This window comes from Massilia aquatica (genome assembly GCF_011682045.1).
Classification (GTDB): Bacteria; Pseudomonadota; Gammaproteobacteria; order Burkholderiales; family Burkholderiaceae_D; genus Telluria_A; species Telluria_A aquatica.
This window is the reverse complement of record NZ_VVIW01000005.1, coordinates 205,295-227,351: the sequence shown is the minus strand read 5'-3', so window position 1 is coordinate 227,351 and position 22,057 is coordinate 205,295. Positions and strand designations below refer to the sequence as shown.

Genomic DNA, 22,057 nt, shown 5'->3' with positions numbered 1-22,057 from the left:
CGGGATGGGGGCACGATCGTCACGTTCAACAAAGCGCTTGCCGGCGGCCGCCTGGCCGAACTGCACATCACCCCCGTATCATCGCGGGCCTGGTTCACGAGTATCCCCAGCAGACCTTGAAGAAGGTCGTCGTCGGCGCTCTTGCCACGCTCGCCCCGGTCGCCGCCAGCGAGCTGATTCGCGATCTCGAATTGTTGCGCGCATGAGAAAAGGCGTTATCATTCCGGCACATCCAAAAACTGCGCACGACAACCATCCATGAGTCGGACCACGGCAATGAGCAAAACCAACACCGCAGCGATGCAGCGCCCACCGGCCGAAATCCAGTATGCGGGCGAGCTGGCCAAACTGGCCAAGGCCGACAAGGCGCCACGCCCGCCCGGCTGGGCCCTGAGCCTGAACGCGGCGCGCGCCTTTATCAGCGGCGACGACGCCCTTGGCATCGAACGCAAGGTGGTGGCGCCGGTCGCCGCCATCGAGCGCATGCTGGTGACCCTGGCCACCGGGCGCGGGCTGATGCTGGTCGGCGAACCGGGCACCGCCAAGTCCATGCTGTCGGAATTGCTGGCCGCCGCCGTGTGCGGGCAGTCCACTCTCACCATCCAGGGCGGCGCCTCGATCACCGAGGACCAGATCAAGTATTCGTGGAACTACGCGCTCCTGATCAACGAAGGCCCGAGCCCGCGCGCGCTGGTGCCGGCGCCGCTGTACCACGGCATGCGCGACGGCCTGATCGTACGCTTCGAAGAAATCACGCGCGCCCCGCTGGAAGTGCAGGATTGCCTGCTCGGCATGCTGTCGGACCGCGTGATGGCGGTGCCGGAACTGGAAAACGAGCACGCCATGCTGTATGCGCGCGAGGGCTTCAATATCATCGCCACCGCCAATACACGCGACCGCGGCGTCAATGAAATGAGCGCCGCGCTCAAACGGCGCTTCGACTTCGAAACCGTGTTCCCGATCCTCGACTTCGGGCACGAACTGGCGCTGGTGGAGCAGGCCTCGGCCCGCCTGCTCGAGCGCAGCGGCATTCCGCATCGCGTGCCGGGTCCCATCCTCGACCTGCTGGTATCGACCTTCCGCGACCTGCGTTCCGGCGGCGGCAAGGGCGCGCCGGACGGCATGGACAAGCTGGCGGCGGTGATGTCGACCGCCGAAGCGGTCAACGTGGCGCATGCGGTCGGCGTGCGCGCCTGGTTCCTGGAACAGCGCGCCGGCAACGCCGCCGACCTGGTCGACTGCATCGCCGGCACCGTGGTCAAGGACAATCCGGACGACCGCGCCAAGCTGCGCCGCTATTTCGAGCAGCGCGTGGCGCGCCGCGAGGGCAACCACTGGCGCGACTACTTCAACGCGCGCCACCGCCTGCCGTGACACCGGCTTCGCAGCGCGAACCGCTGATCATCGGCGTGCGCCACTTCAGCCCCGCCTGCGCGCGGCTGGTGGTACAGCGCATTGCCGAACTGCGCCCGCGCCACGTGCTGATCGAAGGCCCGGCCGATTTCAACGCGCGCCTTGGCGAACTGGCGCTGCCGCACCGGCTGCCGGTGGCGATCTACAGCTACGTCTCGGCGGCCGACGACGCGGTCGAACGGCGCGCCTCGTGGTCGCCGTTCGCGCTGCATTCGCCCGAATGGCAAGCCATGCAGGCCGCACGCGAATGCGGCGCGCAACTGCGCTTCATCGACCTGCCGGCCTGGCACGACGCCTTTGCCCACATCATGAACCGCTACGATGACGACGCGCCCGACGCGGCGGCAGCCTACGAAGACGCCTTGTGCCGCACCATGGCGATCGACGGCCGCGACGCCCTGTGGGACCACCTGTTCGAGGGCGAGCTGGCGCTTGACGAACTGTCGGCCCGGCTCGACGCCCACTTCAGCCATCTGCGCGCGGGCGACCCCGGCTCGCCGGGCAACCAGGCGCGCGAGGCGATGATGGCGCGCCACGTCGCCTGGGCCATGCACCAGGACGACGGCCCGGTGGTGGTGGTCTGCGGCGGCTACCACGCGCCGGCACTGGCGGCGCTGTGGCGCGCCATCCCGTCGACCGACTGCGCCAGCGAGCCGGAAACACCGCTGCCACCAAGCGCACCAGGCCTGCGCTACGGTTCCTACCTGGTGCCCTACCACTTCAAGCGCCTCGACGCGTACGACGGCTACGCCTCGGGCATGTCCTCGCCCGCGTGGTACGAATGGGCGTGGACGCTCGGCCTGGCGGGCGCCGGCAAGGAGCTGCTGCGCAGCGTGCTGGCGCGCCTGCGCGCGAAAAAACTGCCCGCCTCCACCGCCGACGTGATCGCGATCCACAGCCGCGCCATGGGTCTGGCGCGCATGCGCGCACACCCGACGCCGCTGCGCAGCGACTGGCTCGACGCGCTGGCCGGCAGCCTGGTCAGCCAGGCGCTGGACGTGCCCCTGCCCTGGACCTACCGCGGCCGCGTGCGTGCCGGTACCGACGCCGCGCTGGTGGAAGTGATGGCGGTGCTGGCCGGCGACGCTGTCGGCGAACTGGCGCCCGGCACGCCGCAGCCGCCGCTGGTGGCCGCTGTCGAGCGTGAACTGGCGGCGCTTGGCATCGTTCGCCCAAGCCAGGTCAGGATCGACCTGCTCGATCCGGCCCAGCGCGCGCGCAGCCGCGCCCTGCACCGTCTGGCCCTGCTCGACATTCCCGGCATCTTACGCAGCACGGGACCGAACCTGGCGCTCGGACGCGGCCAGCAAGAAACCTGGGACGTGCGCGCACCGCTCGAACAACGCGCCGCGCTGATCGAAGCAGCCACCTATGGCGCCACCTTGCATGACGCGGCCCGCGCCCGGCTCGAAGAAATCCTGCGCCAGCGTCCCGCCGGCAGCAGCCGCATCGGCGCCATTACCGGCGCCCTGAACCGCGCCGCCTTTGCCGGCCTGGCCGATGTGAGCGAACGCCTGCTCGGCGAGCTGCACGACGCCATCGGCGAGGAAGCGCATTTTGGCGAGCTGGGTAGCCCGATGCAGGTGCTGTTTGCCTTGTACCGCCACGGCGACGCGCTCGGCGTGAGCGGCAGCGCGGTACTGCAAACGGCCATCGGTGCCGCTTTTGATCGCGCCCTGTGGCTGGCGGAAGCGGCCGGTGGCGTGGCGCCGACAGAGCAGGATGCGCACGTCGGCACCTACAGCGCCATTGCCATGCTGGTGCGCGAAGCACGCGCCAGCGCGCTGCCCGGCGTCGAAGCCTTGCGCGCGCTTGCCGTGTGCCGGCGCGTGGCCGCCAGCATGGATGCGGCGCCGGTCAGCCGTGGCGCGGCGCTCGGCCTGCTGTTGGCCTGCGATGCCGATCCCGATGCCGGCGACCTGGCCAGCGGGCTGCTCGCCTCCCTGCCGCCGGCCATGGTAGGCGACGCGCTGGCCGGCCTGCTGGCACTGGCGCGCCAGTGCCTGTGCCACGACGCGCGCTTCGTCAAGGCGCTCGATGCGCTGGTGCGCACCCTGGACGACGCCGACTTCGTGCTGGCACTGCCGGCGATGCGCGCGGCCTTTACCTGGCTGCCAACCCAGGAACGCGGCGCGCTCGCTAGCGATGTGCTCAAGCTGCACGACGCCGGCCACCGCTCGCAGCGCTCCCTGACCGGCCCCCTCGCTACGGCGCCCGGCCTGCTGGCGCGGCACGATGCCCTCGAACGCGCCGCCACCTTGCGCCTTGCCATCTGGGGAATCGCACCATGAGCGGCCCATTGACGCTGCCCGATCCGCTGGTGCGCTGGCGCCTGCTGCTGGGCGAAGCCGCCGAAAGCTGCATCCAGTGCCCTGCCGGTGCGGCCAGTGCCGCCGACGAGGCCCTGGAGTGGCTGTACGGGCGCGACCCGGAGCGGCTGGCGCGCGGCGAACGCCAGCAGTCGCAGGACCGTACCGGCTCGCCCGACGGCGCATCGGTACTGAGCACGCCCGACTGGATCAACACCATCCACGAATTGTTCCCGCAAGAGGTGATCGAGCGGCTCGAACGCGACGCGGTCGAGCGCTTTGGCATCGATGACGTGGTGACCAACCTGGAAGTGCTGGAGCGGATCGAACCATCGGAAACGCTGCTGCGCGCCGTCCTGCACACCAAGCACCTGATGAACCCCGACGTGCTGTCGGCGGCGCGCCGCCTGGTGGCGGAAGTGGTGCGCCGCATCATGGAAAAGCTGGTGACCGAAGTGCGCCAGGCTTTTGGGGGCAGCCGCGACCGGCGCCGCCCGTCGCGCATCGCGGCGGCCGCCAATTTCGATTTCAAGCGCACCGTGGCCGCCAACCTGAAACACTGGGACCCGGAGCGGCGCAAGCTGTATATCAAACGACCTGCCTTTATCAGCCGCGTCAAGCGCCACGCCGAGCGCTGGGACATCATTCTGCTGATCGACCAGAGCGGCTCGATGGTCGATTCGGTGATTCACTCGGCGGTGATGGCGGCCTGCCTGTGGCAGCTGCCCGGCATGCGCACCTCGCTGATCGCCTTCGATACCGAGGTGGTGGACCTGACGGCCGATGTGTCGGACCCGGTCGAACTGCTGATGAAAGTGCAGCTTGGCGGCGGCACCAATATCGCCGGCGCGGTGGCGTATGCGCAGTCGCTGGTGGTCAATCCGCAGCGCACGGTGGTGGTGCTGGTCAGCGATTTTTACGAAGGCGGCCATGACACGGAACTGGTGCGGCGCGTGCAGGCGCTGGTGTCGGCCGGCGCTACCGTGCTGGGCCTGGCGGCGCTCGATTCGGCTGCCAATCCGAGTTACGACCGTGAGACGGCGGCGCGCCTGGTGCGCGTTGGCGCGCACGTGGGCGCCATGACGCCGGGCCAGCTGGCCGCCTGGCTGGCGGAGAAAATAGCGCAATGAGCACCCGTACCGATTTGCTGGAACTGAGCATGGACGCGCTGACCGCCCTGTCGAACGCGGGGTTCGTCAAACGCGCGCAGAAAGATGTCGTCGAAGGCAAGCTGCCCGAGATCGAGCAGCAGCCCGACGGCACCGTGCTGGCGCGCTACGCCGATGGCGTGAGCACCACCCTGCCCCCTGGCCTGCCGCTGCGCGAAGCGCGCTGCAGCTGTCCCGCCACGGGCCTGTGCCGGCACCGGGTCACGCTGGTGCTGGCGTATCAGTCCACATACGCCGGCGGCGCCAGCGAGGCGGTGGCCGACGCCGCGCCGTGGTGCCCGTCGACCCTGGCCGGCGCGGTCGATCTGCTGCCGCGCACCACGCTCGAGCAGGCGCGCCGCATGGCAGCCGCACGCCCGGCGATCAGGCTCACGGCCGGCTCCACGCCGAATGCGCGCCTGCCGATGTGCGACGTGCGCTTTTTGTCGCGTACCAGCCTGGCGCTGGCGCGCTGCGATTGCAAGCAGGCCGAGAACTGCGCGCACATTGCGCTGGCGGTATGGGCCTTTGCGCAGGGCGAGCGCCAGCAGAGCGGCTTTGCCAGCATGACGGTGGAGCTGGACCTGGCCGCCGACGCGGCACCGGCGCCGGTGCAGGATGGCGCCAGCGCGATGGATGCGATCGTGGCGCTGGCGTCCCAGCTCTGGCTCGACGGCACCAGCCAGAATCCCCTCATTCTCGACACGCGCTTCGAAAAGGCACTCCAGGAAGCGGGTCAGCTCGGATGGCGCTGGGTGGTCGAAGCGCTGACCCAGCTGCGCCAGGCCGTCGCCGGCCAGCATGCGCGCGCCAGCAATGCCGATCCGGCCACCCTGCTGCACCTCGTCTCGATGCTGATCGCGCGCGTTGCAGCCGCACGCGCAAGAACGCCGCTGCCGGCCAGCCAGATCCTGGGCGTGGGCGTGTCTGGAGAAGTGGCGCTCGACCACCTGCGCCTGGTGCCGATGGGCAGCCAATGCTGGTCCGACGAAGCGGTCGACGGCGTGCGCATGATCTGGGCCGATCCCGACACCTTGGCCGTCACCGTCATGGAAAAGACCTGGCCGCGCGCCGACAGCGGCGCCACCCCTGTCGCCCTGCGCGACCGGCGCCTGGTGGGCATGCCGCTGCACCGGCTGGCGGCCAGCCAGATCGTCACGCGGGCGGCCAAGCGGCGCGCCAACGGCTTGCTGACGGTCGGCACCGGCGCCACGCAGACCTCGGCGCTGCCGCTCTCCGGCGGCGCCTGGGACACGCTGGCAAGTCCGCTGCGCCAGCCGGACGTGGCCAGCCTGCGCGCGCACCTGCGCTCCCTGCCGCCCGACTTTGTGCGGCCGCTGCACGCGATCGAGCATGTGCATGTGGTGCCGGTGGCGGCCGTCGTCGACTGCCTGTGGGATGCCGCCAGCCAGACCTTATGCGCACGCGTTCAGCTGGCCGCCGGGGATGACGATCTGTTGCTACTGCGCCTGCGGCACGACGCCGCCACGCCGGGCGCCATTGATGCGCTGGCGCGCGCGCTGGCCGATGAACCGCTGGCGCTGGCGGGCAGCGTATCGAGCGAGGCCGGGCAATTGACGATGATGCCGCTGGCGGTGCTGACGGCGCAGGGCTTGCAGGTGCCGCAACTGGCAGCGCAAGGCACACCGGTCAATCTGGCGAGAGGCCAGGGCGCCGACAAAAGCGCGCTGCACGAGTTACTGGAAGGGACCATGAATCTGCTGGCGCAAAGCCTGCGCCAGGGAGTGCGGCATCAGGGCGATGCCGCCCTGGTGCGCGCCGCGGAACAGGCGTCAGCCCTGCGCGCGGCCGGCCTGACGCGCTGCGCCGACGCCCTGGCCGCCGCTCTGGAGAGCGTGAAAAGCAGCGACCCGGGGATATTGCCGGAGCGGCTGGCAGCGCTGTACGCGCTGCTGCACACCCTGGCCAGCGACAGCTAAGCGACCGCTAAGCGACCGCCAGCGCCGACTGAAAATCGTCGAGCAAGTCGGCGCTGTCTTCGATGCCGACCGACACCCGGATCAGCGATTCGGCAATGCCCATGCTGGCGCGCCGCTCGGCACCCATCTCGTAAAAGATGGTGTGCGAGACCGGAATGACCAGGGTGCGCGTATCGCCCAGGTTACTGGCCGAAATACCGAGCTTGAGGCGATTGAGGTAATCGAAGCAGTCGATGCCGTCTTTCAGTTCAAAACTGAACAGCGAACCGTAGGCCTTGAACAGATCGGTGGCCAGCGCATGCTGCGGGTGCGAGGCCAGGCCCGGGTAATGCACCGCCGCCACGCGCTCGTCGGCCTCTAACATGCGCGCGACCGCCAGCGCATTGCTCGATGCCCGCTCCATGCGCAGCGCCAGCGTTTCCGCCCCCACCGCGATATGGTGCGCCGCTTCCGGCGCCAGCGAGGCGCCGAAGTCGCGCAGGGCCTTGGCGCGCAACTGCGCCATGCCCCACTGCGCCGGCGGATTGCGCTTGTAGTTGGCCGCGATGTTCGGGAACGCGCTCCAGTCATACATGCCGGTGTCGGTCAGGCTGCCGCCGAGCGCATTGCCGTGGCCTCCGATCGACTTGGTCAAGGCGTTCACCACCAGTCCCGCACCGACCGTTTTAGGCCGGAACAGGTAGGGCGAGGTCATGGTGTTATCGACCACGAACAGAATGCCGCGTTTCTTGCACAACTGGCCAATGCGCGCCAAATCCGCCACCTGCGTGCGCGGGTTGGCGATGGTTTCGACGAACACCAGCCGGGTGGCCGGCGTGAGCGCCGCTTCCACATTGGCCACGTCGGTCGCATCGGCAAACGCCACGTCCACGCCCTGCCCCGCGGCGGTTTGCCACAGGCTGTTGGTGTTCCCGAACAAGAACGACGACGACACAATCTGGTCGCCGGCGCGCAGCAGCGCCTGGAACACCGCGCCGATGGCTCCCATCCCGGTCGCAAAGCACAAGGTGGACACGCCGTCTTCCATCTTGGTGATCTTGTCTTCGAGCGCGGAGATGGTCGGATTGCCCTGGCGGCCGTAGCGAAAGCCCGGCTCCTTCCCCTGGAACACCGACGCCAGTTGGCGCGCGTCGTTGTAGCCGAAGGTGACCGAGGTGTGGATCGGCTTGTGCAGCGACCCATGCTCGATCGGCTTTTGCCGGTCGTTGTGCAGGATGGTCGTGGTGAAGCCGTAGCTTTTCTTCTCGCTCATCCGTTACTCGGCGTTCGCCAGGTTCAGGTTCAGCTGGGTGCGCGCCGCGTCTTCGGCCGGTGCGGCTTTCGGATTGTGGCGCGCAAATTCCAGCCGGTCCAGGTAGGCGGGCGTGACGTCGCCGGTCACGTACACACCGTCGAAGCAGGACGCCTCGAAGCTGGTCAGGGCCGGGTTGACGTCGGAAATCGCGCGCTTGAGCGCATCGACATCCTGGTACACCAGGGCGTCGGCCGTGATTTCGCGGCAGACTTCCTCGGTGCTGCGGCCGTAGGCGATCAGTTCATCGCGGGTCGGCATATCGATCCCGTACACGTTCGGGAACAGCACCGGCGGCGCGGCCGATGCGAAGAACACGTTGCGGGCGCCCGCTTCGCGCGCCATCTGCACGATTTCCTGGCTGGTGGTGCCGCGCACGATCGAGTCGTCCACCAGCAGCACGTTCTTGCCCTTGAATTCGGAACCGATGGCGTTGAGCTTCTGGCGTACCGACTTGCGGCGGATCGCCTGGCCAGGCATCAGGAAGGTGCGGCCGATGTAGCGGTTCTTGATGAAGCCTTCGCGGTATTCCACGCCCAGCTTGAGGGCCAGCTGGATCGCGGCCGGACGCGAGGAATCGGGAATCGGCATGACCACGTCGATCTCGCCCGACTTGAATTGCTGGCGCACCTTGTCGGCCAGGTATTCGCCCATTTTCAGGCGCGTGGCGTAGACCGAGGCGCCGTCGAGGATCGAGTCCGGGCGCGCCAGGTACACGTATTCGAAGGCGCACGGGTTGAGCGACGGATTGTCGGCGCACTGGCGCTCGTGCAGCTTCATGTCCATGTCGATGAAGACCGCTTCGCCCGGTGCGATATCGCGCAGGAAGCGAAAGCCCATGCCTTCGAGCGCCACCGATTCGCTGGCGACCAGGTATTCGGTGCCGTTGTCGGTTTCGTTGGTGCCGATGCACAGCGGACGGATGCCGAACGGATCGCGGAAGGCCAGCAGACCATGGCCGGCGATCTGGGCGACGACAGCGTAAGCGCCGCGCACGCGCCGGTGCACCGCGGCCACCGCCTTGAAGATCGAATCGGGATCGAGCGTGAAGCCGGTGGTCGATTCCTGGATTTCATGGGCCAGCACGTTGAGCAGCACTTCCGAGTCGGAATCGGTGTTGATGTGGCGGCGGTCGTTGCGGAACATCTCGGACTTGAGCTGTTCCTGGTTGGTCAGGTTGCCGTTGTGCGCGAGCGTGATGCCGAACGGCGCATTCACGTAGAACGGTTGCGCTTCCTCCTCGCTGGACGAACCGGCGGTAGGATAGCGGCAGTGGCCGATGCCCGAGTTCCCCTGCAGCGAACGCATGTTACGCGTGCGGAAAACGTCACGCACCAGGCCATTGGCCTTGTGCATGCTAAACATATTGGAATGACTGGTTGCGATCCCCGCCGCATCCTGACCGCGGTGCTGCAACAGCAGCAAAGCGTCATACAGCACTTGATTAACGGGGTTATTCGAGACGACGCCGACGATGCCACACATGAAGCGCTCCTAGAGACTACTGATTTTAAAGAATGTCAAAACTGTACATGCCGCGCCAGCTCGGGCGGCAAAAATGTCTTTACCATGCGCGCGCCCTGCTCTGCCCAGGCGCTGGTGACCGCGCCCGTCCAGAAAGCCTGCTTGGGCAGCTCGGTCATGCCGCACAAGATGACGGCGGCCAGCACGATCACACACCCGCGCGCGAGCCCGAACACGGCGCCCAGCAAGCGGTTCACGATGCTCAATCCGGTGGCCTTGACCACCAGGTCGACCGCCATCATGACCAGTCCCATGACGATGCGGGCGCCGAGGAACAGCGCCACGAAGGCCACCATCAGGCGCACCGTCTCGCCGGGAATCATGGTCAGCATGGGCGCCAACTGGGCGCCGTAGGCGTTGGCGACGACGAAGGCCACCACCCAGCTGATCAGCGACAGGATTTCCTTGACCAGGCCGCGCAGGATGCCGATGACGCCCGAGGACACCAGGATCACCAGCACCACGTAATCGAATTCGGTCACCTTGCGTCCGCCCGCATCCGTATCATCAGCCCGGGACCATGATGCCCGACAGCCCCATCTTGCTTAACTTGGCGCGCACTTTTTCGGCTTCATCTTTGTTGAACGGTCCCACCTGCACGCGGATCCGGTCGCCCGACTGGGTCGAGGTCTTGTGCGTGAACGAGCGGATGCCCGCGCCGGCCAGCCTGGCCTGCAATTCGTTGACTTTTTCCTGGGTGGCGAGCGCCGCGACCTGCACCACGTAGCGCTGGTTGTCGTCGGCGGCGGCTTTCTCGGGCGCCTTGCCTTCAAGGATGGACATGGCGCGCTGGGCGTCCTGCACCGGCGGCTTGACGGCCGGCTTTTCCTTTTCCTCGACCTTGGGCGGCGCCTTGACGACTGGTTTTTCAAGCGGTTTTTCGACGGGCTTTTCGACCGGTTTCTCGACGCGTTTGACCTCGGCGACTTTCGGTTCCGGCTTGGGCTCCGGCTTCGGCTCGTGTTTCGGCTCCGGCTTCGGTTCGGGCTTCGGCTTCTCGACCTTGGCGACGACTTTCGGCTCGGGCTTGACCACCGGCTTCGGCTCCGCCCTGGCAACCGGCTTCGGCTCGGGCTTGACGACCGGCTTCGGTTTCACCGGCTCGCTGGCTTCTTCCCGTGGCACCGGCCGCTCTTTCGGCAAGGTCACCAGCGGCGCCGGCGGCACCTCGACGATTTCTTCGCGCTTGTCGAGCGCATCGGCGGCGGCCACGGCGCGCGGCTGCGCCTGCGGTGCGACCTTGTCTTTGGATGGAATGCGGATGTCGATGTCGCCCACCGGCGGCTTCGGTTCGGAGTCGAGCACCATCGGCAGGCCGACCGCCACGCCGAGCGCCAGCGCAATGGCGCCTACCAGGCGGCGGCGCGCGCGCTTTTTCTCGGGCAGGACCGGGTCGGCGGCGGCGCGCGCTTCCTTGCTGCGGCGCGCCGCGGGTTCGTTGGCGCTGGATGCGCGCTTGGAGCGGGCACGGGCGGCGACGCTGTCGTCGTCCGACTTGGAATAATAGCCACTATCTTCCGTGGATTCTTGCTTGTTTTTATTGAGGAACGAGAACAAGCCCATGCGTTTTTCTTCAGTGATGTGAGGATTTTCGGGCAGCCATCACACCTGCGACGGTGTAGAAGGAGCCAAAGACCACAATTCTATCATTCTCCCCGGCTCGACTCATTGCATTTGCAAAAGCTGCGGCCGGATCGGCGAAGGTATTCACGCTGCGTTCGCCCGGTTTGGCGTCGCCAAGCGGCAGCGCCGCCAGGGTATCGGCCAGCATCTCCACGTCGGCCGCGCGCGGCGATGGCAGGTTGGCCACGCACCAGTGGTCGACGTAGTGAGCCATCGGGGCGATCACGCCGTCGATATCCTTGTCCTGCATGATGCCGAACACGGCGTAGGTGTAGGGATGGAATCCCATGTTGCCCAGGTTCTGGGCCAGGGCCGCCGCCGCGTGCGGGTTGTGGGCCACGTCGAGGATGACGGTCGGGCGTCCCGGCAGCACCTGGAAGCGCCCCGGCAGCTCGACCACCACCAGCCCGGTGCGCACTTCCTGGGCGCCCACCGGCAGCGCGTAGCGCAGCACTTCGAGCGCGGCCAGCGCGGCCGAGGCGTTGAGCAGCTGGTTGGCGCCGCGCAGGCTCGGGTAGGCCAGCGAATTGCGCCGCTGTTCGCGCCCGCCGTAGTTCCACTGCTGCTTGTCGCCGGAATAATTGAAGTCGCGGCCCAGCAGCCACAGGTCGGCGCCGATCGCCGCGGCATGGTCGATGAGCGACTGCGGCGGTACCGGGTCGCTGCAGATGGCGGCTTTACCGGGGCGGAAAATGCCGGCTTTTTCGAAACCGATTTCGTCGCGCGTGGTGCCGAGGAAGTCGGTGTGGTCGATATCGATCGAGGTGACGATGGACACATCGGCATCGATCACGTTGACGGCGTCGAGGCGCCCGCCCAGGCCCACTTCGAGGATCGCCACGTCGAGGTTCGAGCCAGCCAGCAGGTGCATGATGGCCAGGGTGGTGAATTCGAAGTAGGTTAAATCCGTGTCGCCGCGCTGCGCTTCGACCGCGTTGAAGCTGGCGATGAGGGCGTCGTCGGAGGCCAGGTCGCCGTTGATGCGGGCGCGCTCGTTAAAGTCGAGGAAGTGCGGCTTGATGTACAGGCCCACCTTGTAGCCGGCGCGCAGCAGGATCGCTTCCAGCATCGAGCAGGTCGAGCCCTTGCCGTTGGTGCCGGCCACCATGATGACCGGGCAGGAAAACGCGAGAGCCATGCGCTCCTTGACCTGGCGCACACGGTCCAGGCCCATGTTGATGTGGATTTCGGCGTGGCGCGATTCGAGCAGGGCCAGCCAGGTGGGCAAGGTGGTGGGGAGTGTGGACATGGAGTGACCCTGTAAAAACGGCGGCGGCTCATGGGAGCCGGGCAAGCCTGCCCGTCCGCCATGAACCGCGATGAATCAAAGACTAGAAGTAAGCGATCAAGCCAGGACTTCAACCGCCTGGTCTTGCAACAGCGCCAGCAGGCGCGCGATTTCTTCGCGCATCTTGCGGCGGTCGACGATCATGTCGACGGCGCCCTTGGTGACCAGGAATTCGGCGCGCTGGAAGCCTTCAGGCAGCTTTTCGCGCACGGTGTTCTCGATCACGCGCGGGCCGGCAAAGCCGATCAGCGCTTTCGGTTCGGCGATGACCACATCGCCCATGAAGGCGAACGAGGCCGACACGCCGCCCATGGTCGGGTCGGTCAGCACGCTGATGAACGGCAGCTTTTTCTCGGACAGCTTGGTCAGCATGGCGGTGGTTTTTGCCATCTGCATCAGCGACAGCAAACCCTCTTGCATGCGCGCGCCGCCGGTGGCGGTGATGCAGATGAACGGCACTTTTTGCTCGATGGCGATCTGGGCGCCGCGCACGAAGCGCTCGCCGACCACGGAGCCCATGGAGCCGCCCATGAATTCGAATTCGAACGCGGCCACGACCACCGGCAGGCTCATGATGGAGCCGCCCATGACGATCAGCGCGTCGGTCTCGCCGGTCGCTTCCATCGCCGCTTTGAGGCGTTCAGGGTATTTTTTGCTGTCTTTGAACTTGAGGGTATCGACCGGCAGGGTTTCCTGGCCGATTTCGTAGCGGCCGCCTTCGTCGAGCAGGCCGTCGAGGCGCTCGCGTGCGCGGATGCGCATGTGGTGGCTGCATTTCGGGCAGACGTGCAGGTTCGATTCGAGGTCGGTACGGTACAAAACGGCTTCGCAGGAGGGGCACTTGACCCACAGGCCTTCGGGCATGGTCTTGCGCGCGGCAGCGTCGGAACGCTGGATTCGTGGGGGCAGTAGTTTCTCTAACCAACTCATACATTCTCCTTCTGCGGCATCTTAGTGGTCGGTAGTTTAGCCGGTAAGACACTGCTTGTCGAACACAACGGAATGGAAATTGCCTATTTAGCATTGTTTTCTATGCCAGTACTGCTGTTCGATGCGCGCGGTGTCGACAGGTTCCCCGTGCGGCGCGAACTCATGCGATGCGCTATGCTTCCGGCATGAATCCCTTGCATCCTAAAAAATTACTGCTTTCGAAATGGACGGCGCTGGCGCCGGTGAACAAGGAAAAGCACTTTCTCGTGACCAGGGTGGTCGAGCCCGAGGAGCCGGGCGGCGCTGTGGAATGGGTCGATATTGATGCCGTGCACAGCCGGCAGACGCGGCGCATCGCCTGGAAAACACTGCGCGACGACACGCTCTGGCGCCAGGGCTGGCTGTAGGATAAGGCAGCCGGATCGTTGACCCGGCTGCGCTGCGGCGCTAGTGAGCCTTTACTTTGCGCCTGAATGCTGCGGAGTGACTGCTTACTTAGCCTTGGCGCAGGCAGTGCCACCCAGCACCGGCACCTGGCTAGCGGCGCTGCCGCTGGTGCCATGGAACCCGAACTCGACGGTCTGACCCGGCTGGATCAGCGCGTTCCAGCCGACATTGGCCGCCGTGTATGGATTGCTGCCGCTCAAGACCGCATTCCACATGCTGGCCACTTTCGAGCCATCCGAATACGTCCAGCTCACGCTCCAGCCGTTCATGGCGGCCGCGCCGCGATTGGTGATCCGCACCGCCCCGTTGAATCCGCCCGGCCACTGGCTGCGCACCTGGTAGAGGCACTGGCCAGCCGGCGTTGGCGTTGGCGGCGGCGGCTCAACCGGTGGCGGTGGATCGATTGGCGGCGTGGTGGTGCCGCCTGGCACGCCCATGGCGATGCCGCGTCCGGCGGTACTCATATAAACGACGCCATAACGGTTCATGTCGCCGATGACGAACTGGCCGTTGGCCGGACCGCCGTACTGGTGGGCATCATCGTTGACCCGCACCCAGGTGGCGCCGGCGTCGACCGAGCGATGCACGCCCTTCACGCCGCCCACCGTCCCCCATATATAGACTGTCGGGAAGGTGGCGCCCGCAGCCGCCGCGCCGAAGCCGACCGCGCCGGCATGGCTGACGCTGCCGATGCTGCCGAAGGTCGCGCCCGAATCGGTCGAGCGCGCCAGGCCCGCTCCGTTCAAGGGCACCCACAGCTCGCCTTCGCGATTGGGCACGGTGCGGATGACTTTCGAGCCGCCCGATTGCAGGGTCGCCTTTGGCGCGAAAGACACGCCGCCGTCGCTACTGACAAACACGCGGCCGTTGTCATACGCATAAAACTTGCGCGGGTTGACGGCGTCCGCCACCGGGCGCGCGCTGGTCACGTTCAGGCCGTTGACGGTGGTCCAGCTTGTTCCAAAGTCGGTCGAGCGGTAGCTGGTGGCCGCATTGTCGGGGCTGTGCAGCAGCACGGCGCCATCGGACGAGAGCGCGACCTGGCCGTTCTTGCCATTCATGAGCGCCGTCTTTTTCCAGCTGGCGCCGGTGTCGGTCGAGTAATACATGGCCGGCGAATCGTTGCCGCCGGCACGCGCCAGCACCGAGGTCTTGCGCGCGGCGAAGTCGAGGCCGGTGGTGGTGCCGATCGACGGCGCGTGGATCGGCGCGTAGCGGGTGGTGTCGGTATGGCGGAAGCCATCGTAGTCGCCAATGGCCGAGACCAGCGGCCCGCCCGGAATGCTGACCAGGCCCAGCGGCACGGTTTCTTCGAGCCCGGCCACGTTGAAGGTCCAGGTGGCCGGGGTGGCGTTGATGTTGGCCGTTTTGAAGATGCCGTTACCGGACGAGACCCACGCCGCCCTGGTATCGAACGGATCGAGCTCGACCGTGCCAGCCCAGTGGATCGCCTTGTCGCCCACCCACGACACGCCCGCGCTGTCCTTGGCGAAGCCGCGCGCGATCACATCGGTCCAGCTGGCGCCGCCGTTGGTCGAGGTGTAGATGCGGTCGCCCCAGGCGTTGCCCTGTTGTTGATAGGTATTGACGGTCGAGGCCACCAGGGTGGTCGGATTGTCGGGCGCCACGCTGATGCCGCTGAACGCCGAGCCGATGCCGGCCGGGGTCACATTGGTCCAGGCGCCCGTGCCCACGTTGTACTTCCAGATCTGGCCGCGGTCCATCGGTTCCGGCTGGGCCCAGTGGCCGTGCGGACCGGCACCGTTGGCGTAGGTAACGTACAGGTTGCCGTCGCTGGCGCGCGCGGCGCGTTGCGGCATCAAATCGGTCGGAGCGCCCGCGACCGGGGCAAACGTCTGGCCGCCATCATTGCTGCGGTACAGGTTCGGGCCCACGTGGCCGAAGCGCGACACGCCGACCACGATGCGCTGGGCCGCGCCGCCCACCACGCTGGACGGGTCGAGCGAGACGAAGTTGATGCCATTTTCGTTGGGTGTGGTGGTCACGTTCAGGCTGGCCAGGCGGGCCCAGGTGGCGCCGCTGTCGGTGCTCTTGAACAGGCCATTGGCGCGCGTTCCCACGTACAGGATATTGCTTGAACCGGGATCGACCTGCAGGCGCTCGCCGCTCTGGCGGCCCATGCCGTTGCCGTGCGCCTTGAACAGGGCCGACACATCGGTCTTGATGAAGGTTTTACCGTAATCCGAGGAACGCAGGATCATGGTCTTACCGTTGTTGAAGTAGCTGATGCCGGCCAGCAGGTAGACCTTGGCAGGGTTTTTCGGGTCGAGCGCGATCGATTCGACGCCCAGGAGGCCGGTTTCGTCTTCCGACACCCAGTCGAGCAGCGGCACCCAGCGCGCGCTGGTGCTGTCCCAGCGGTAGGCGCCGCCGACATCGGTGCGGGCGTAGGCCAGGCCCTTTTGGGTCTTGCTAGGAATCACCGCCGACACGAAGCCGCCGCCGCCCATGGCGACACTGTTCCATTGGTAAGTTTCGGACGCGGCCGAGACCGGTGCGGAAGCAGCGGCGCAGAGAGCGCACGCGGCTGCAATCGTCGAGAGTCGATGCATGAGGGTCATGGGGTTCGCTTTTCTTGGTGGTGTTGGAAGTGAAAACGTTTTCAGGCGTTAGCGAAGGTATGCTATGTGCCGTATGTACGTGTGTCCAATCTTTATTTTGCGAGGAAAAGCGGGCGAAGTGGACGAATTAGCATGGTTTACGGGCAAATTTAGCAAGCCGTCAGCAAGAGGTGATAGTGGAAGATGAAGAAGGGTTTTCCGCTGGAATGAAAGGCGCGCAGGAGTGGTGATGCATCGACAGCAAGGCCGATGCAGGTCATAGTCAGGCAGTCAAGGAGTTTCTGGCGTTTCGCTGGGCGGCGCGGGATCGCTGGCCGTCCCGACAGGCTCGACAATCAGACGCAGCCCTAACGACTTCATTACCCGCATCACCGAATCGAAACCCGGAGCGCCCTCTTCGCGAAGCGACTTGTACAGCGCGCCGCGTTCGACGCTCGGGATTAGTCCGACGCTGGTCTTGGCACGGGCTCGCGCAACTGTACCGAGACCACGGACGAACATGGCTATATCTTTCTCTTCCAGGTAGACGTTCAGGTAAGCGGTGATCTCTTCATCGGCATCGAGTTGGTCGGCAACGTCAAACCGAGGCAAGGCATTGATCGCGTCCATATCGAACTCGTCTTGTACCGATGTGCCAACCTGTGCTGTTTTCATGCGCGACATCCTCTGCGATGGCTCAAGGAGAGAATCCAAGACCCATTCTACCGACAGCACCAGCGCGCACGAATCGATCTACATCAAGCTTCTTCGCTATCGAGCGCGCTACGAATTCCCGCGACGAAACGCTGGACCGCCTCCACCGCCTGATCCTTCGGCGCCGCTTCGATCTCCTGGATGATGCGGCTGCCGATGACCACCGCATCGGCCACCTGGGCCACCGCCTTTGCAGTCTCGCCATCGCGAATTCCGAAGCCCACGCCGATCGGCAGCTTGACGTGCTCGCGAATCGGCGCCAGGCGGCGCGCCACGTCGGCCACGTCGATATTGCCGGCGCCGGTGACGCCCTTGAGCGACACATAATAGCTAAAGCCGCTGCCGAATTTGGCCACCTGCGCGATGCGTTCCGGCGTCGACGTCGGCGCCAGCAGGAAGATCAGATCCAGATCGCTGGCGCGCATCGCGTTGGCGAATTGCTCGCATTCCTCGGGCGGATAATCGACCACGATCGCGCCGTCGGCACCGGCCTCCTTGGCTTTGGCGATGAACGCGTCCGAGCCGATCCGCTCGATCGGATTGGCATACCCCATCAGCACCACCGGCGTGCTCTGGTTGGTCTTGCGGAACTCGCGCACGAAGCCGAACACGTCTTTGATGCCGACGTTGAACTTGAGCGCGCGCTCGCAGGCGCGCTGGATCACCGGGCCTTCGGCCATCGGGTCGGAAAACGGCACCCCCAGTTCGAGGATGTCGGCGCCGCCGGCGACCAGGGCGTGCATCAGCGGGACCGTCATGTCAGGTCCCGGGTCGCCGGCCGTGATGAAAGTGACGAGCGCGGTTTTTTTACTGGCCGCCAAAGCGGCAAAGGTTGGTGCGATTCTGGACATGGCGATGCTTTCTTGTAGTAGGGTCGAATAGGTCGGATTGCAGTAAAACTCAGCTGAAATCGAGCCCCATCCGTTCCGCCACCGTGTGCATGTCCTTGTCGCCGCGGCCCGACAGGTTCACCAGGATCAGCTGCTCCTTGGGCAGGGTCGCAGCCAGCTTGGCCGCGTACGCCAGCGCGTGCGACGACTCCAGCGCCGGAATAATGCCTTCGATATGGCAGCAGTCGTGGAACGCCTGCAGCGCCTCGTCGTCGGTCACCGACACATACTGCGCGCGCCCAAGGTCCTTCAACCACGCATGTTCCGGTCCCACGCCCGGATAATCCAGGCCCGCCGACACCGAGTGCGTCTCGATGATCTGGCCGTTTTCGTCCTGCAGCAGGTAGGTGCGGTTACCATGCAAAACGCCCGGAATGCCGGCCGTGAGCGAGGCCGAATGCTTGCCCGAGTCGAGCCCTTCGCCGGCCGCTTCGACGCCGATCAGCTTGACGTTCTTCTCGTCGATGTACGGATAAAAAATCCCCATCGCGTTCGAGCCGCCGCCGATACAGGCCAGCACGTAGTCGGGCTGGCGTCCGGCCAGTTCCGGCATCTGCACCAGGCATTCCTCGCCGATCACCGACTGGAAGTCGCGCACCATCATCGGATACGGGTGCGGGCCCGCCACCGTGCCGATGATGTAGAAGGTGTTTTCGATATTCGTCACCCAGTCGCGCATGGCTTCGTTGAGCGCGTCCTTGAGCGTCTTCGAGCCCGATTCCACCGGCACCACGGTCGCGCCGAGGAGCTTCATGCGGTACACGTTCTGGGCCTGGCGCTTGACGTCTTCGCTGCCCATGTAGACCACGCATTCAAGCCCGAAACGCGCGCAGATGGTGGCCGTGGCCACGCCGTGCTGGCCGGCGCCGGTTTCGGCGATGATGCGCGGTTTGCCCATTCGCTTGGCCAGCAAGGCCTGGCCGATCACGTTGTTGATCTTGTGCGCGCCGGTGTGGTTCAGGTCTTCGCGCTTGAAGAAAATCTGCGCCCCGCCCTGCTGTTCGGACCAGCGCTTGGCGTGGTAGATCGGCGACGGACGGCCGACGAAGTGCTTGAGCTCATAGCGGAATTCGTCGAGGAACTCGGGATCGTGGCTGTACTTGGCGTAGGCTTCTTTCAGCTCGGCCAGCGCGTGGGTCAGCGTTTCGGCGACAAAGGCGCCGCCGTACGGGCCGAAGTGACCGCGCGCATCGGGCAGCTGGTAGTCGGAAGTCTGGAAAATCGGGGCGGCCGCAGCGCGCACAGGTGCGTTTTTCATGGGGTACTCGCTTTCGAAGGTGATATCGGCTGACAGACCGCGGCGCAAGGCGGCGGTCATGGCTGGCAAAACATGGGGCGTGACCAGCCCCGCGTCAATCGCGTTTGGTACGCCCGAGCCACCACACAAAACGACCCGAGGCGCGCGTTCTTTTGGTATGAGAAACCATCGCAGCCTTTCCTGCACCACCGTGGGGTTTGCGCGCTCCGGGACGACACGCCGGGGAGGCACAAGGGGTGATGCGGTATTGTTGAAGGTATTCTAGCAAATCGGCGCCGCTTGTGGTGAAAGTCACTCTGCGGGGCGCGCCAGTCAGGCCGCCGGATCGTGTTGCGTCCAGACGCTGCCGTCGAAGCACTGCAAGCGCGTATCGCTCACAAACACCAGCAGCGAGTCGGCGTACGCCAGCGCGCCGCCGCCCGCCACGGGCGCCACGCCGCTGTCGATGCGGGTCACGGTATCGCCCTCGAACCTGAACAGGCTGCCCTGGTCTGTGCACAAATAAACCGCGCCGAAGGCGAGCGCGCCGCCGACAAAGTTTTCACCGGTCGCATTGTGCACAATCGGGCACACGGCGCTGCCGTCGATCGACAGCAGCAGCCCGCCGGCGCCGGCCGCCAGAAAGCGCTCGCCACCCAGGAACAGCACGCATTCGAGCGTGGCGCCGGCCGGACTGTCGAGCGCTTCCCAGATGCCGCCAGCGCAGCGCCAGATGGCGCCGCCCATCCCGACGGCGAGCAACAGGTGTTCGTCGCGTCCGTCGATTGCGTGGAAGCTGCCGATATCGGCGCCGCCGCGCGCAATGGCGCAGCTCTGATCGACGGCGTGCCAGCCCGCCGCATCGAGCCGGCGCCGGTAGACCTGGCGCTGGGCGCCGGCCGCGTAAGCATGGTGCCCGATGATGCGCACGCAGCGCAGCGGGCGCAGGGTGTTCGGACCGCCAGCGTCGCCGCCGATCCGTTCTTCATCGGCGCCCTCGGCATCGGCAACTTCGACCTCGCCGGTTTCGCCCACGCACAGCAGCTTGTCGACGCCGGCGTCGGTAAACGCGGCGATGCCGGCCAGGCGGTGCTCCATCGACCAGCGCGACCAGGTTCCGTTGTCTTGTTCGAACAGGATCGCATGGGGATGGCCGGCGTCTTCCAGCTCCAGCGCGACGCCGCCGATGTAGAGGTGCGCACGCGACAGGGCCGCGCAGAAAATGTAGCCGAATCCGGGATCGGCGTGGGTCATCGCGCGCCGCTGGCGGCCGTGTGCACTGCCGCGACAAAGGCGTCGATTTTGGCGGCATCCTTGATGCCCTTGGCCTGCTCAACGCCGCTGCTGATATCGACCGCGTACGGGCGCACCTGGCGCACCGCGCCGGCCACCGTGTCAATCGTCAGGCCGCCGCTCAAGACCACGCGCGGCGCCAGCTCGGGAGGAATAACGGCCCAGTCGAACACCTTGCCGGCGCCGCCGTAAGCCTCGACAAAGGTATCGAGCAGCAGGCCTGAGAACAGCGGACTGGCGGCGCGGCACAGCGCTTCTTCGGCCAGCAGGTCGGCGCCGGTCGTCTGAGGCCGCACGCGCAGCACGCGCATGAACGGGCGTCCCACGGCGGCGGCAAGCGCCGCGCATTCTTCCACCGTTTCGTCGCCATGGAACTGCAGCTGTGAAAACGGCGCCAGCGCGGCCACCGCCCTCACCTCATCGATGCCGGCATTGACGAACAGCGCCACGGTGGAGACGAACGGCGGCACGGCGGACATCAAGACGCCTGCCTGCGCCGCCGTCACGTAGCGCGGGCTTTTTGCATAGAACACGAAGCCGAGTGCGTCCGCGCCCGCGGCCACTGCCGCCTGGACGTCTCGCGGGCGGGTCAGCCCGCAAATCTTGATGCGTGTGCGTTGCAAGGATGGCATGCGTGACCTCAGAACCAGGGCAGTGGACGGGCCGCCTCGTGCGGCAAGCCCCATTTGGGATCGTAGTCGATCTTGGCCAGGTACAGGCCGTCGGGCATGAAGGTGGGCGCGGCGTCGTTGCGGTCGCGCCCTTCGAGGACATCCTTCATCCAGGCAGGCGTGTGGCGCCCCTGGCCGACGTAGATCAGGGAGCCGATCAGGTTGCGCACCATGTGATGCAGGAAGGCGCTGGCGCGCAAGGTGAATACGATGACTTCACCATGGCGCTCGATGTGCACCGCGTGCATCTGCTTGACCGGCGACTTGGCCTGGCATTGCGAGGAACGGAAGGCGGAAAAGTCGTGCGTGCCGACCAGGCATTGGGCGGCGGCGCGCATCAGGTCCACGTCGAGCGGGCGAAATACCCAGCCGGCGCGGCCCACCAGCAGCGGCGAGCGGATCGGATTGTTGTACAGGACGTAGTGATAGGTGCGCGCAAAGGCGGCGAAGCGGGCGTGGAATTGCTGCCCCGGATGCTCGGGCACTTCGGTGGCCCAGCGCACCGCGATTGAATCGGGCAAAAAGGTGTTCACGCCGCGCACCCAGGACTGCATGCTGCGCGCGATGTCGGTGTCGAAGTGGACCACCTGTTCGAGCGCGTGAACGCCGGTATCGGTACGGCCGGCGCAGGTGGTACCCAGCTCGACGCGCGCGAATTTTTCGAGCGCGATTTCGAGCCGGTCCTGCACCGTGTTGCGCTCTGGCTGCTTCTGGTAGCCGTTGAAGGCGGTACCGTCGTACTGGACTCCCAGTGCTATACGCTTCAATCTAGTGTCCT

The 22,057-nt window shown here is 66.1% G+C and carries 18 protein-coding genes; 5 read left to right on the top strand and 13 right to left on the bottom strand.

What is annotated here, in order from left to right; genetic code table 11:
- Nucleotides 1–276: 276 nt before the first annotated feature.
- Genes F1609_RS11680 through F1609_RS11665 form a run of 4 tightly spaced genes read left to right on the top strand, consistent with a single transcriptional unit; the run spans nt 277 to nt 6,810 of the window.
- Nucleotides 277–1,374 (top strand): ATP-binding protein, encoded by a 1,098-nt coding sequence (locus tag F1609_RS11680; protein ID WP_167076604.1) that lies wholly within the window; start codon nt 277–279, stop codon nt 1,372–1,374.
- Complete coding sequence (locus F1609_RS11675) at nt 1,371–3,704, top strand: DUF5682 family protein (RefSeq protein ID WP_167076603.1); 2,334 nt, start codon at nt 1,371–1,373, stop codon at nt 3,702–3,704. Before F1609_RS11680 ends, F1609_RS11675 begins: the two co-directional genes overlap by 4 nt.
- Nucleotides 3,701–4,852 (top strand): vWA domain-containing protein, encoded by a 1,152-nt coding sequence (locus tag F1609_RS11670; RefSeq protein WP_167076602.1) that lies wholly within the window; start codon nt 3,701–3,703, stop codon nt 4,850–4,852. The genes F1609_RS11675 and F1609_RS11670 overlap by 4 nt, the downstream gene beginning before the upstream one ends.
- Nucleotides 4,849–6,810, top strand: coding sequence for a YehQ family protein (locus tag F1609_RS11665; RefSeq protein WP_167076601.1), 1,962 nt, complete (start codon nt 4,849–4,851; stop codon nt 6,808–6,810). Before F1609_RS11670 ends, F1609_RS11665 begins: the two co-directional genes overlap by 4 nt.
- A 7-nt stretch (nt 6,811–6,817) precedes the next feature.
- Here the strand turns inward: F1609_RS11665 and F1609_RS11660 are convergent, their stop codons facing one another.
- The 6 genes from F1609_RS11660 to accD all read right to left on the bottom strand — a co-directional run bounded on the left by F1609_RS11660 (nt 6,818) and on the right by accD (nt 13,466).
- A complete protein-coding gene (locus F1609_RS11660) occupies nt 6,818–8,062 on the bottom strand; it encodes a cystathionine gamma-synthase family protein (protein ID WP_167076600.1) in 1,245 nt (414 codons plus the stop codon).
- A gap of 3 nt (nt 8,063–8,065) precedes the next feature.
- On the bottom strand, nt 8,066–9,586 hold the full coding sequence (purF, locus tag F1609_RS11655) for an amidophosphoribosyltransferase (RefSeq protein WP_166891707.1): 1,521 nt from the start codon (nt 9,584–9,586) through the stop codon (nt 8,066–8,068).
- A gap of 35 nt (nt 9,587–9,621) precedes the next feature.
- Nucleotides 9,622–10,107 carry a CvpA family protein gene (locus F1609_RS11650; RefSeq protein WP_167076599.1) on the bottom strand — a complete coding sequence of 162 codons (486 nt, stop codon included), beginning with the start codon at nt 10,105–10,107 and terminating at the stop codon, nt 9,622–9,624.
- Nucleotides 10,108–10,132: 25 nt separating this feature from the next.
- On the bottom strand, nt 10,133–11,188 hold the full coding sequence (locus tag F1609_RS11645; RefSeq protein ID WP_167076598.1) for an SPOR domain-containing protein: 1,056 nt from the start codon (nt 11,186–11,188) through the stop codon (nt 10,133–10,135).
- A 10-nt stretch (nt 11,189–11,198) separates the two neighbouring features.
- Nucleotides 11,199–12,497 (bottom strand): bifunctional tetrahydrofolate synthase/dihydrofolate synthase, encoded by a 1,299-nt coding sequence (folC, locus tag F1609_RS11640; RefSeq protein ID WP_167076597.1) that lies wholly within the window; start codon nt 12,495–12,497, stop codon nt 11,199–11,201.
- Nucleotides 12,498–12,593: 96 nt separating this feature from the next.
- Entirely contained in the window at nt 12,594–13,466 is an 873-nt protein-coding gene (gene accD / locus F1609_RS11635; protein ID WP_167076596.1) for an acetyl-CoA carboxylase, carboxyltransferase subunit beta, read from the bottom strand.
- Between the two features lie 167 nt (nt 13,467–13,633).
- Here accD and F1609_RS11630 point away from each other — a divergent pair, with 167 nt between their 5' ends.
- Nucleotides 13,634–13,873 carry a TIGR02450 family Trp-rich protein gene (locus tag F1609_RS11630; RefSeq protein WP_308609370.1) on the top strand — a complete coding sequence of 80 codons (240 nt, stop codon included), beginning with the start codon at nt 13,634–13,636 and terminating at the stop codon, nt 13,871–13,873.
- A gap of 84 nt (nt 13,874–13,957) precedes the next feature.
- Here F1609_RS11630 and F1609_RS11625 read toward each other — a convergent pair whose 3' ends face one another.
- The 7 genes from F1609_RS11625 to truA form a co-directional block, all read right to left on the bottom strand.
- Entirely contained in the window at nt 13,958–16,495 is a 2,538-nt protein-coding gene (locus tag F1609_RS11625) for a cellulose binding domain-containing protein (protein ID WP_167076595.1), read from the bottom strand.
- 270 nt (nt 16,496–16,765) lie between these two features.
- Nucleotides 16,766–17,149 carry an addiction module antidote protein gene (locus F1609_RS11620; RefSeq protein ID WP_167076594.1) on the bottom strand — a complete coding sequence of 128 codons (384 nt, stop codon included), beginning with the start codon at nt 17,147–17,149 and terminating at the stop codon, nt 16,766–16,768.
- Between the two features lie 83 nt (nt 17,150–17,232).
- Nucleotides 17,233–18,039 carry a tryptophan synthase subunit alpha gene (gene trpA, locus F1609_RS11615; RefSeq protein WP_167076593.1) on the bottom strand — a complete coding sequence of 269 codons (807 nt, stop codon included), beginning with the start codon at nt 18,037–18,039 and terminating at the stop codon, nt 17,233–17,235.
- Nucleotides 18,040–18,088: 49 nt separating this feature from the next.
- A complete protein-coding gene (gene trpB / locus F1609_RS11610; RefSeq protein ID WP_167076592.1) occupies nt 18,089–19,336 on the bottom strand; it encodes a tryptophan synthase subunit beta in 1,248 nt (415 codons plus the stop codon).
- A 312-nt stretch (nt 19,337–19,648) separates the two neighbouring features.
- Entirely contained in the window at nt 19,649–20,569 is a 921-nt protein-coding gene (locus F1609_RS11605) for a hypothetical protein (RefSeq protein WP_167076591.1), read from the bottom strand.
- On the bottom strand, nt 20,566–21,231 hold the full coding sequence (locus F1609_RS11600) for a phosphoribosylanthranilate isomerase (RefSeq protein WP_167076749.1): 666 nt from the start codon (nt 21,229–21,231) through the stop codon (nt 20,566–20,568). Before F1609_RS11600 ends, F1609_RS11605 begins: the two co-directional genes overlap by 4 nt.
- 17 nt (nt 21,232–21,248) lie before the next feature.
- Nucleotides 21,249–22,046, bottom strand: coding sequence for a tRNA pseudouridine(38-40) synthase TruA (gene truA, locus F1609_RS11595; protein ID WP_167076590.1), 798 nt, complete (start codon nt 22,044–22,046; stop codon nt 21,249–21,251).
- Nucleotides 22,047–22,057 lie beyond the last annotated feature (11 nt).